The 11,954-nt window shown below is 58.7% G+C and carries 9 protein-coding genes and 1 pseudogene; all 10 read right to left on the bottom strand.

Features of this window, described 5'->3' with window-relative positions; genetic code table 11:
* Nucleotides 1-1,336 (bottom strand): arginine--tRNA ligase (argS, locus tag N2315_08145; protein ID MCX7829148.1); only part of this gene is annotated, 1,336 nt, incomplete at its 3' end.
* A 50-nt stretch (nt 1,337-1,386) separates the two neighbouring features.
* Nucleotides 1,387-3,123, bottom strand: a complete 1,737-nt coding sequence (locus N2315_08140) for a hypothetical protein (GenBank protein MCX7829147.1) — start codon at nt 3,121-3,123, stop codon at nt 1,387-1,389.
* 6 nt (nt 3,124-3,129) lie between these two features.
* Complete coding sequence (locus N2315_08135; GenBank protein ID MCX7829146.1) at nt 3,130-3,201, bottom strand: SEC-C metal-binding domain-containing protein; 72 nt, start codon at nt 3,199-3,201, stop codon at nt 3,130-3,132.
* 126 nt (nt 3,202-3,327) lie between these two features.
* A pseudogene (secA, locus tag N2315_08130) lies at nt 3,328-5,778 on the bottom strand (preprotein translocase subunit SecA).
* A gap of 50 nt (nt 5,779-5,828) precedes the next feature.
* Nucleotides 5,829-6,851 (bottom strand): hypothetical protein, encoded by a 1,023-nt coding sequence (locus N2315_08125; GenBank protein MCX7829145.1) that lies wholly within the window; start codon nt 6,849-6,851, stop codon nt 5,829-5,831.
* Nucleotides 6,848-7,405 carry a UDP-4-amino-4,6-dideoxy-N-acetyl-beta-L-altrosamine N-acetyltransferase gene (pseH, locus tag N2315_08120; GenBank protein MCX7829144.1) on the bottom strand — a complete coding sequence of 186 codons (558 nt, stop codon included), beginning with the start codon at nt 7,403-7,405 and terminating at the stop codon, nt 6,848-6,850. The genes N2315_08125 and pseH overlap by 4 nt, the downstream gene beginning before the upstream one ends.
* Before the next feature lies 1 nt (nt 7,406).
* Nucleotides 7,407-8,438 carry an N-acetylneuraminate synthase family protein gene (locus N2315_08115; protein ID MCX7829143.1) on the bottom strand — a complete coding sequence of 344 codons (1,032 nt, stop codon included), beginning with the start codon at nt 8,436-8,438 and terminating at the stop codon, nt 7,407-7,409.
* 257 nt (nt 8,439-8,695) lie between these two features.
* Nucleotides 8,696-10,090 (bottom strand): tryptophanase, encoded by a 1,395-nt coding sequence (locus tag N2315_08110; GenBank protein ID MCX7829142.1) that lies wholly within the window; start codon nt 10,088-10,090, stop codon nt 8,696-8,698.
* Between the two features lie 195 nt (nt 10,091-10,285).
* A complete protein-coding gene (locus tag N2315_08105) occupies nt 10,286-11,533 on the bottom strand; it encodes a M20 family metallo-hydrolase (protein MCX7829141.1) in 1,248 nt (415 codons plus the stop codon).
* Between the two features lie 50 nt (nt 11,534-11,583).
* On the bottom strand, nt 11,584-11,954 hold a 371-nt coding region (gene pgsA / locus N2315_08100), incomplete at its 5' end, for a CDP-diacylglycerol--glycerol-3-phosphate 3-phosphatidyltransferase (GenBank protein MCX7829140.1).

Raw genomic sequence — 11,954 nt, 5'->3', positions numbered from 1 at the left:
GATGTGTATAAGAGACAGACTGAATGTAGTAGACCGGGTTGTCCGAAGACGCCCTCTTGGCAAGCTCCAGGTCAAAGTCCAGATGGCTGTCACAGCGGCGCATCACGAAGAAGAACCGGGTGGCGTCAACCCCCACCTCGTCCATAACATCCCTCAGGGTGACAAAGGCCCCGGCCCGCTTGGACATGGACACCGGCTCCCCGTCCCTCAAAAGGGTCACGAACTGAATCAGAAGCACCTGCAGGTCCTCGGGATCCCGCCCCATGGCGGCAACGGCGGACTTCATCCTGGGGATGTAGCCGTGATGATCCGCCCCCCAAACGTCTATCACCAGGTCGAAGCCGCGGTCATACTTGTTCTTGTGGTACACCACGTCGGACATGAAGTAAGTGGGAGCCCCGTTGGACCTTATGAGCACCCGGTCCTTCTCGTCGCCGAAGGCGGTGGACTTAAACCACACCGCCCCGTCCGCATCGTAGGCGTACCCCCTAGCCTTAAGGGCCTCTATGGTGCGCTCAACCTGATCCCCCACGTACAAACTCCTCTCGGAGAACCACACGTCGAACTTAAGGCCGAAGTCCTCAAGGTCGCGCTTTATCCAGCGAAGCACCTTCTCGTAAGCCAAGTCGGTAAAAACCGGCACCGCTTCCTCCTCCGGCATGTCCGCCAAAGAGGTGCCCCGCTCCTCAAGGATCTCGTTGGCTATGTCCATTATGTAGTCCCCATGATACCCATCCTCCGGGAAGGGCGCCTCATCGGGCCTGCCCAAAAGCTCAAAGTAACGGCTCCTGGCGGAACGCCCCAAAAGCTCCATCTGGAGCCCCGCGTCGTTTATGTAATACTCCCGCTCAACCTGCCAACCGGCATAGGAAAGTATCGATGAGGTTATGTCGCCCACCGCAGCCCCCCTGCCGTGCCCCATGTGCAAAGGACCGGTGGGGTTGGCGCTCACGAACTCAACCTGAACCTTCTTGCCGCCGCCGTCGGATACCCGGCCGTAGTCAGGGCCCGCCTGCAGCACCTTCTTTATAAGATCCCCCATCCAGTCCTGAGACAGGGTTATGTTGATGAACCCAGGCCCCGCCACCTCAACGGACCTCACCAGGGAATCGCCGGCAAGCCTGTCCGCCACCTGTTGGGCCAAATCCCGGGGGGACAGCCCGAAAACCTTGCCAAGCTGCAGGGCGGCGCTGCACGCCCAATCCCCCTGTCCCTCCCTCTTGGGACGCTCAAGGTATATCTTGGCCTTCTCGGGGATCTCCACGCCCTTCTCCCGGGACATCTCACCGATTATGGACCGTATCCTCTCCTCCAACGAAAGCTTTATCTCCTCCATGGCAGAACCCCCTTAACCTTTAAGAGAGAAACCTTGAGGGATATTGTATATCACTTACCCCTCAGTAGAACACCCTCCGAAAGCCCTCTTGCGAAATAGATGAAGTCTTCTGCCGATAACCCGCCGGACTTCCCCATGGCCTTGACCGTAAGGGTCGACAGGAAGCTCAACCTCCCCTTCCTTGGGGACACGGAAAACCGCTGCAATACAGCCCCAGATGCCTTTAAAGCCGGCGGCACCACCGCATCCAATCCCTTGGGTATCCCAAGCTCCATCCGCTGCTCCACGATAAAGGGGAACCTAGGACTCAAGGTGCCTTGGGAATTCCCAAACACGTCCAGCATACGGGGATAAACCGACGGCACCATAAGCAACATCCCGCCATCGGAACGAACGCCAATGGGGCCGGAAACGTCAGCCCTTATGGACAAGCCCGCCGATGAATCCCTAAGGGCCACGTTTTTAATATCCTTCAACGACCCCATTGAAAGCCAGTCCAACGCCGTTTCCCTCTTCACCATGCCATGCCACATGCCGCCCGCCAAAACCTCCAAGGTGCCCGTAAAGATCCCCTGGGAATCAACCTCACCCCGTAGGGAAACCAACACCCGGCTTTGAGATGCGGGATAAAACGGCACCGGCAAAGGTTCAAGCCCGCCCCCCTCCTTCGGAGCCCACAGTGTTGAACCGCAAAGCTCCGGGGGCAGCTGCCCAAAGGGCACCGACTGACCGGGGAAGAACAGCACTTCTTCCGCCCCCCGCCTTAAGGCCCTCAAAACCGGCCTAAGCCACATCCCCTCCGCCACCGGGGGATCATGGGGGATGTCCACCACGGGCTGCCAGAAAACCTTAACGCTGTACCCCTCGGACTCCAAAAGGGCCTTTAAAACACCGATCCTGCCGGCATCAAAGGACGCGTCCCATGGCACACCCCACGTGGGATCCATAAGGTCCGCGCCGGCGCTTAAAGCCTCCAGCTTTCCGTTAAAGGACTTTGGAAGGGCCGAGACATCCGCCCTCAAAGACAACAGCTTCCTCTCCATCTCGGAAAGCCTTAAGGCCAACAACGACTCCCCCCTGGAGGTTCCAAAGACCACGTAGGGCCTTCTAAGCTGGACTATCCCGGCGGAGGATGCAACCCCTCCCTGGTTGGAGACGGACCAGGTGTACCGGTCAACCCCTTGGGAAGAGACCTTGACCGGGTCGTCCAAATCAAAGGATCGGAAGGCCAGCTCCTTGCCCGCCGGAACTTCCACGGACAAGACCTCCTCCCAAACGGGAATGGGAAGCCCAAACTCCACCAAGGCCCCCATGGAAGCCTTAGAGGGGATGCGCTGAACCCACTTAAGCGTTACCACCCTGCCTACCGCATCGGATGGGACCTTGAGGCTTACGAACCTGACTCCGCCACGCATATCCTCATCGGCCTTGCGGACCCCCTCCTCGCGCCAGGTAAGGGGGTTGTACCAGCGAACTAAATCCGCCTCCAACCGCCATCCTTCAGGCACGGGAAGCCGGATGTCCTGAAACACCGAAGGTACCCTCTCCCCCACCATGGCCACAATCGAGGTCTCCGCCTCCACGGATCCATCGGGCAGCATACGGTAGTTCCTAAGCACCCGCCATGCCACCCCATCAAAACCCGGGAAGGCCGAAAGGGAGGGCACCTTCCCGCCCATGGTCCGCACATCCTCCGGCGCGTAACCGCCGCATAGGGCCGAGGATGCGTGTGACAGGATCAAAACCGCTCCAAGCGCCGCCAAAACGAACCTAGGCATGCGGTGCATGTCCCGCTACTCCCCCTTGCCGCAGCAGTGCTTATACTTACGCCCGCTCCCGCAGGGACACGGGTCGTTCCTCCCCACCTTTACCCCACGCTTGACAGGAGCTCTCTGGGGCTCCTCCTCTCCCCCGGAGCCACCGATAAAGAGAGGCCCACGCCCCTCCTCAACCCTCACAGGACGCCTCTCCTGAACCACCCTGACACGAAGGGCCAGCTCGCTGAAACCCTCCCTCACCCGGTCAAGCATCTCCTTAAAGAGATTAAACGACTCGAACTGATATTCCACCAGCGGATCCTTCTGCCCTATGGCCCTAAGCCCTATGCCTCGCCGGAGCTCGTCCATGGCCAGCAGGTGTTCCTTCCAGTGGGAGTCAAGAACGTTCAATAGCAGGAAACGGAAAAGCTCGTTGGCGTTCTCCTCACCAAGCTCCTCAACCTTGGCAACGAAGGCCTGGCGCACCATCCTAAGCACCTGCTCCCTGGCTTCCCCGGGGTCCAAAACCTCACCGTCATGCAACGGCCCGTCGATGCCAGGACCGAAGATGGACCTCAACCTTATGGCGCAGCGCTCACCGTCGAAACCACCGTCCTCGCCGGAGGTGAGATGGGAATCGAAAACCGACGCCACCGTGTCCTCCAGTATGGACCACGCCCTGCTTATTAGATCCTGGTCCCCCAGTATCTCCTGCCTTTCCTTGTAAACCGCCTCGCGCTGTTGGTTCATCACGTTATCGTAGGCCAGGAGCTGCTTGCGGATGTCAAAGTGCATCTGCTCAACCTTGCGCTGGGCGTTCTCTATGGCCTTGGTGAGGAAGGAATGCTCAACCGACTCCCCTTCCTCCATACCAAGCTTTGACATGAGGCCCTGGATCCGGTCGGAGCCGAAAAGCCTCAACAGGTCGTCCTCCAGGGATATGAAGAAACGGCTCTCGCCCGGATCACCCTGCCGCCCCGCACGGCCCCTCAGCTGGTTGTCTATCCGCCTAGATTCGTGCCGCTCGGTGCCAAGTATGCATAGCCCCCCGGCATCCAGCACCTTCTTGCGCTCCTCTTCGCACTGGGCCGCAAACTTATCCAATATGGCCCGGTACTCCTCCGGAGACTGGTCCGGGTCTATGCCCTTGGCCGCCGCCTCCTCCATGGCGAGGAACTTGGGGTTGCCGCCCAAAAGTATGTCAGTACCACGCCCCGCCATGTTGGTAGCCACCGTAACAGCCCCAAAGCGCCCTGCCTGGGCCACTATGGCGGCCTCCTTGTCGTGGAACTTGGCGTTCAACACGTGATGGGGTATCCTCCTGGCTTTGAGGAGCTTGCTCACCCGCTCCGAGTTCTCTATGGATGCGGTACCCACCAGAACCGGCTGCCCAGCCCGATGGCGCTCCTCCACAAAATCCGCCACCGCGTTGTACTTCTCCCTCTGGGTCCTGAAGATCACGTCCGGATGATCCACCCTTATCATGGACCTGTGGGTTGGGATCACCACCACGTCCATGCCGTAGATCTCCTTGAACTCCTCCGCCTCGGTGGCGGCGGTGCCGGTCATGCCCGACAGCTTGCGGTACATCCTGAAGTAGTTCTGAAGGGTTATGGTGGCAAGGGTCTGGCTCTCCTTGCCTATCTGAACCTTCTCCTTGGCCTCTATGGCCTGATGCAGGCCGTCGGAGTAACGGCGGCCGAACATGAGCCGCCCGGTGAACTCGTCGACTATGACGATTTCACCGTCCTTCACCACGTAGTGCACATCCCGCTGAAACAGATGGTGAGCTTTGAGGGCCTGGATGACCTTGTGGGCCAGCTCGGACATGCCGTAATCGCTGAACAGGTTCGGAACCTTCAATATCTCCTCGCAACGGGCTATCCCCCGCTCCGTCAGGGCCACGTTCCTCTCCTTTTCGTCCACCTCAAAGTCCTCGCCCTTCCTCAAGGACCTGGCGCAGGAGTCCGCAACCCTATAGGGTTCCACGCTGTCCTCCGAAGGCCCGGATATTATAAGCGGCGTCCTGGCCTCGTCTATGAGGATGGAGTCAACCTCGTCTACCAGGCAGTACCAATGGCCCCTCTGCACCTGGGAAGCCTTGGAAAGGGCCATGTTGTCCCTCAGGTAGTCAAAGCCAAACTCGCTGTTGGTCCCATAGGTGATGTCGGCCCTGTAGGCGGCAAAGCGGTCCTCCTGGGACATGAAGGGTTCTATGACCCCCACGGTGAGCCCCAGCCCACGATACACCGGCCCCATCCACTCCGCGTCCCTTCTGGCCAGGTAGTCGTTGACGGTTATCACGTGAACCCCCTTGCCCTCCAGGGCGTTGAGCGCCACCGACAGGGTAGCCACCAAAGTCTTACCCTCGCCGGTCTTCATCTCTGCTATCTTCCCCTCGTGAAGGGCCATGCCTCCCATAAGCTGGACGTCGAAGTGCCTAAGCCCAAGCCTACGCCTTGAGACCTCCCTGACCCGGGCAAACATCTCCGGCAGCAACTGGTCCAGGGACTCACCCTCTAAGAGCCTTCGTCGAAAATCCGCGGCGGTACCCTCCAGTTCCCGGTCCGACATGGCGGACACTTGATCCTCCAGGGCGTTTATGGCCTCCACCACCCGGCGGTACCTCGAAAGGGCCCTATCGTTGGGATCAAGCCCAAGAACCTTAAGTATGCCTTTTAACATTCCCATACCCACCTTTCGGCCCAAGGGCCATAAAAAGCTTAACCGATAGATTATATCCCATGGGGGGGATCAATCCGAAACACCTTCGACAGGTCCATCGCCGCCGCCACAGCCCCCCTTGGGTTCACCACACCGGCGGGAGGAACAAATGCGGCGTTCAAAGCCCTTAAGAGGTCCTCAGCCCCCCAAGCCCCCCAAGGGCCCAGGTTGACCCCAAGTCCCATCTCCTCTATGGCCCGGCCGGTGTCCACCTGATTGTCCGCCACCTGGAACACCACCACCGGCTTCTCAAGCCCCAACGCCTCGTAGGCGGTGACGCTGGAAGTACAAAGCACTGCCCTGGAGCTCGCCATCATGAGGTGCAAATCCCGGGATGCCGTTATGAGCCTAACATGGGACGCCCGGCAGGCTTCCTCCTCCGCCGCCTTCCGAATTTCATGGTCCACCATGGGACCAATCACGAAGTCCGCCCCCGGCAGGTCAAGCCCCCTCCACCAACGAATCAGCTTAGGGGTAACTCCCAAAGGATCCGCAGCGCCGCTCACCACCAGGTGGCGGTCGCCCGGCCTCTTCTCCACATCCCAAAACTGCTCCCTCAAAAGCGCATACCTAGGTCCCAATAGAAGGCCGCCAGCCCCCTTGTAACCCATCCGATGGGCCCTAAAACCGTAGTTCAGCACCGCTCCGCAGTGCTCCTCCACCGGGAACCGCCTAAGGTCATCTATCACCGCAAGGGGCACGAGGGCCCTTAAAGTGTCAAGCACCAGCGGAGAAGCTTCATAGCTGTCCACCACGCAAAGCCTAGGGGACACGGCGTCTAAAAGGCCCGCCGCCCTTGAAAGGTCATCGCCAAATAGGTCCTGGAACGCCTTAACCAACCCTCCGCCCTGATCAAAAATTCCGGCGGAGGCGAAGAAATCCACCACCGGGGGGTTGCCAATTATCCCCACGGTAACCCCCAGCTTTACAAAGCCCTGGGCAAGGGCAAGACACCGACCCCCATGGCCGCCCCCGATCCTGCCACCCGCATGAGTGAGAAAGACAACGTCCACAGAACGGCCCATGGTGGTCAAGACAACCCCTCTTCCGCCACCTTCCTAAGGCCATCCTTGATCTCAAACCAGCGGTCCTTGAAGATGGCAATCCAATAAAGGTCCTCCCAAGCCTGATCCCTCAAAAGGTGCCTCTCGAAACGACCCTCAACATGAAAGCCGAATCTGAGATACAGCGATACAGCCCCCACGTTGGAACCCAAAACGGAGGTAAAAAGCCTATGCAACCCCTCCTCCTCAAAGCCCCACTCCATAAGGCTGTACAGCATGTGCTTTGACAATCCTCTATTTAAGAAATTCTCGTCACCTATGTACATCCCCCAGTCGCTCCTAAGGGACGTCCTGTCGATGTCCTTTAGGGTTATGATCCCAAATGGTTCCTCCCCCATAAAGGCAACCCGCACCATCTGCCTCTTGGGGGAAGAGGCCAGGGAGCTCAACCAGCGCAGATGCTCCGCCTCCGTTATGATGGAGTCGTTGAGCATGCTCTTCCTCACCCGGTGGCTGTTTCTCCACTCCAACACCCTCATGGACACCTGGGGCTGCACTTCCAGTATGTCAACGTACCGGATCATTTTAGATCATCTCCCAGGTTATCCACTGATCCGCCGCTATGTCGGTCTTTGCCTCCCTGCCCAGCACCAGACGCATGAACTTGGGCCTTATGCCGTAGCCGGGGCGCTTAACGGTGATCATGTCCTGGGTTATGCGGCTTCCAGCAGGAATGTCCACCGCGGCGTGGATGCTCCGGCGGGCCTTCTCATAAAACTCCATCTCCTCCTTGGATGGACCAAGCTTCCGCCCGTCCCCCATGGCGGACTCCACATCCCTTATCTGCTTAACCATCTCCCTTAGCTCCGGGGGCTCTATGGCGAAGGGGTGATCGGGGCCTTCCATGCTGCGGTCCATGGTAAAGTGTTTCTCTATCAGCTGGGCCCCCATGGCCACGGCGGCAACGCTTATGTGTATCCCAGTGGTATGATCCGACAGCCCCGTGGGGGTGCCAAAGGCCCTTCGGATCGTGTCCATGCTCCTTAGGTTCATTATGGCAGGGGAAGCGGGATAGGCCGATGCGCACTGCAAAAAGGCCACGTCACGGTTTCCCTCCGCAACGCAGGCCATGTAGGCGTCCTCTATCTCCTCCATGGTGGCAAGGCCGGTGGATATTATCATCGGTTTACCCTTGGAAGCACAGTACCTAATCAAAGGTATGTCCACTATCTCAAAGGAGGCTATCTTAAAGATAGGGCTCACCTGATCCAGCTCGTCCACCGCCTGAAAATCAAACGGCGTGGCAAAGAACACCACTCCCCGGTGGACACACCGCTCCGCCAAATGGGGCAGCCAATCCCGGGGGGTCTCTATCTCCTTTATGAGGCTAAAAAGGTCCTTAGAGTACCCCGAGTGCCTGGGAGTCCTTCTGGAGTACAGGCTCTCGGCGCTGTATATCTGAAACTTCACCGCATCCGCCCCCGCCTCCGCGGCGGCGTCTATAAGCTCCATGGCCAGGGAAAGGGACCTGTTGTGGTTGGCTCCCACCTCAGCTATAACAAAACACCTCTCCCCGTCGCCTATCCTGATTCGATCCCCAAGGTTTATGACCCCCATATTCAACCCCCTACCCTTCCTGTTTTCTATACAACGCCCCCCAAGGGCAAAAAGCCCCTCAAACATGGGCAGCGCTGCAAAAAACCAAAGAAACGCTCCAAACGTAGATCATATCCACCCGGTGCACCATGGGCAAGAAGCAATAAAAATGGGCACTTAAGGGAACCCAAAAAGGGCCGGCTTGCGCCGGCCCCGGGGTCGTTTGGGTTCAAACTCACTATCATCAAAGCTCGGAGCCAGAAAGCTCCATCGAGAGCTTAAAGGCTTACTGGGCTCAAGTGGGCAAGGAAGTGATGCAGCCCCTTGGCAGCGGGGGCGAAGTCCACTTTAAGACCGTAGCGGATGCTGTCCCGCCTCTTGTAAACGTTGATTATGGTCTCCGCCACGTACTCCATGTGGCTGTTGGTGTAGGTCCTGCGGTTTATGGCAAGCCTGAAGAGCTCCAACTTGGGGTACACGATCTCACCGGTGGCCTCATCCTCGGTGGCGAAGGCAAGGGCCCCAAGGCCTATGCCACGAACCGCACCCTCCCGGTAGACCTCTATGCCAAGCACGTCGGCGGGATAATACTTCTGGGGTATGTGGGGAAGGAATGCCGCGGCATCGATGAATATGGCGTGTCCTCCCGCGGGCTTCACGAAGGGAACCCCCGCGTCATCCAAAAGATCCCCAAGGTACGCCACCTGGGCCACCCGGTGGGCCAGGTAGTCCTCCTGGACCATCTCCCTGAGCCCCTGGGCCAGGCACTCAAGGTCCCTGCCCGCAAGACCGCCATAGGTGGCAAAGCCCTCGAACAGGATAACCCTCGGCAGTATCTTGTAGTAGAGATCCTCGGTCCTGGTGCACACGAGGCCTCCTATGTTAACGAGCGGATCCTTCTTGGCGGACACGGTGATGGCGTCAGCACAGTCCATGCAGGCCTTAAGTATCTGGGCCACCGTCATGTCCTTGCAGGCTTCCTCCCGGGTCTTGATGAAGTAGGCGTTCTCCGCCATCCTGGCGGCGTCAAGGAACAGGGGGATCCCATACTTGTCCGCCACCTTCCGGACCTCCCGAAGGTTCTCAAGGCTCACCGGCTGCCCGCCGCCAGAGTTGTTGGTTATGGTGACCATGATCAGGGGAATCCGCTCCACCCCATAGGTCTTTATGGCGTTCTCAAGCTTGTTTATGTCCACGTTACCCTTGAAGGGGTGGTACTTGGAGGGGTCGTAAGCTTCGTCGATGACGCAGTCCACCGGCTCGGCTCCCACGTTGAAGATGTGGGCCCTGGTGGTGTCAAAGGGCATGTTGAAGGGGATCCTGTCCCCGGGCTTAACCAAGGAACCAAAGGTCACGTTCTCCGCCGCCCGGCCCTGGTGACAGGGGATGACGTAGTCAAAACCCAGCACATCCTTGACGGCCTCCTTCAGGGCGTAGAAGCTGGTAGCTCCCGCATAAGCCTCGTCGCCCTTCATGAGGGCCGCCCACTGCTGCTTGCTCATGGCACCGGTGCCAGAGTCGGTTAGAAGGTCGATGTAAACGTCCTCGGACCTCAAACCGAAGAGGTTGAAATGCCCCCTCTTCAGGGCCTCCTCCCTCTGAGCCTTGTCCGGAATGGAAACAGGCTCCACCATCTTGATGCGAAAAGGTTCCGGCTGAATGCGTCTGACCACTTTGGGATCCTCCCTTGACTGGTCTTCTGCTCTGCTGGGCTAAGGACTGCTCTCAATCTCAGCTGGTTGCCAAGAAAAGGCTAGCACCTAAATTCACTAAAATCAAGCCTACCGCAACAAAACCACCGGGGCGGTACAAAACCGATCTCACCACAAAAATTTTAGGGCCCCAAGGGGCCCTAAATAAAGTTGCTCCTACAGCATCATCCTGGCGAAGACCTTGGCCTCGTTCACCATGTGGGATACCTCCGCATACTCGTCCGGCATGTGGGCGGTGTCCGCCTCCTGGGCCCATACCACCGCGGGCATTTTAGCCTCCCGGAAGAAGGCGGCGCAGGTGCCACCCCCTATCCCTCCAACCCGGGGCTTGATCTTCAACACGTCCTCCACCGCCTCCCTAAGCAGCGCAACCACCGGAGAAGAGGGATCCGTGGCTTCCGTGGGCTCCCCCTTCTGGAGGAAACGATATGAGATCCTGGCACCGAAGGAATCCTGGGCCTTCCTAACCTCACCGGCGAACACGCGCTCCACGTCCTCCACCTTGACGTGGGGCAGCACCCTACAATCCAGGCAGAAGACCTCCTTGCCCGGAATGGTGTTCACGTTTCCAACGTTCGCCAGCCTCCTGGTGGGCTCAAAGGTGGAAAAAGGAGGCTCAAACAGGGGATCCTCCTCCGGGAAGGCCCCCTTAAGGGCCCTGTCCAAAGCCACGGAAAGCTCGTTCGCCACCCTGCATGCGTTAAGCCCCTGATCTGGCCTGCTCGCGTGAACCTGGCACCCATCAACCTGAAACTCCACCCAAAGGATCGTCTTCTCCGCCACCTCGATGAAGTCCCCGGACTCGGTGCCACCGTCGGGAACCAAGATGAGATCCGACGGATCAAACAAATCCCCATGCTCCTTGAGAAGGAACCCTATGCCGTGCTGGCTTCCCACCTCTTCGTCCGCCACGAAGGCAAGACAAACCTCCCGGCGGGGTCCTCCGCTCTCCACCACCGCCTTGAGGGCAAAAAGTGACGCCACCAGCTCCTGGCCGTTGTCGTTAGACCCCCGCCCATATAAGCGCCCTCCTTCCAAATGGGGCTCAAAGGGATCAAACCGCCAAAGGGACCTGTCTCCCTCGGGAACCACGTCCATGTGGGTAAAGATCCAAAGCCTTCCGGCGGAGCTGTCGGTGCCGGGAACCCTTAGGACCAAATTGGGCCTTATGCCCCCCTTGGCCCTTGGATCCTTTGAGACATACCTCTCCACTGGCCCCAACCCAAGGGACGACACCAGGGATTCTATGAAAAACGCCTTATCATGCTCCCCATCGCCGCCATCGTCAGGAGAAACCGCAGGACGCCTCACCAACTCAGACAAAGCGTCCACCATGGCCCCCTCAAGGGAGACCAACCTGGCATCCAAAGCCCCTAAGTCCTTGCCCAACCGCAACACCCCCATACAAAGGTCCTCAACGGAAAAGCGAAAAGGGTATGCTCATCCACCGGTCCTCAACGGCTCAGCAGATCCTTCCCCTTTACCAGGTAATCCATGCCGGACCACACGGTAAGGCCCATGGCAAGCCACATCACCCATATGCCGCCCGGAAGGTTAAGGATCATCATGGCTATCGCCACTATCTGGCTGACCGTCTTGGCCTTGCCGCCCTTGCTGGCGGCTATAACTATTCCCTCCGCAGCGGCCACCATCCTAAGCCCCGTCACTATGAACTCCCTGGAAACTATGACCACCACTATCCAGGCGGGAAGACGCTGAAGCTCCACCAGGGACACCAACACCGCGGTGACCAGTATCTTGTCCGCCAAGGGGTCTATAAACTTCCCAAGGTTCGTCCCTATGCCCCTCTTTCTTGCTATGTAAC

The sequence above is a fragment of the Thermanaerothrix sp. genome, from assembly GCA_026417795.1.
Lineage (GTDB): Bacteria > Synergistota > Synergistia > Synergistales > Synergistaceae > Thermanaerovibrio.
This window is presented reverse-complemented; position numbering and strand designations above follow the sequence as displayed.

What these genes read in the sequence shown, in the direction of transcription:
- N2315_08140 (MCX7829147.1), bottom strand. Translation starts at nt 3,123, where the DNA reads ATGCACCGCATGCCTAGGTTCGTTTTGGCGGCGCTTGGAGCGGTTTTG.
- pseH (MCX7829144.1), bottom strand. Translation starts at nt 7,405, where the DNA reads ATGATCCGGTACGTTGACATACTGGAAGTGCAGCCCCAGGTGTCCATG.
- N2315_08115 (MCX7829143.1), bottom strand. Translation starts at nt 8,438, where the DNA reads ATGGGGGTCATAAACCTTGGGGATCGAATCAGGATAGGCGACGGGGAG.
- N2315_08105 (MCX7829141.1), bottom strand. Translation starts at nt 11,533, where the DNA reads ATGGGGGTGTTGCGGTTGGGCAAGGACTTAGGGGCTTTGGATGCCAGG.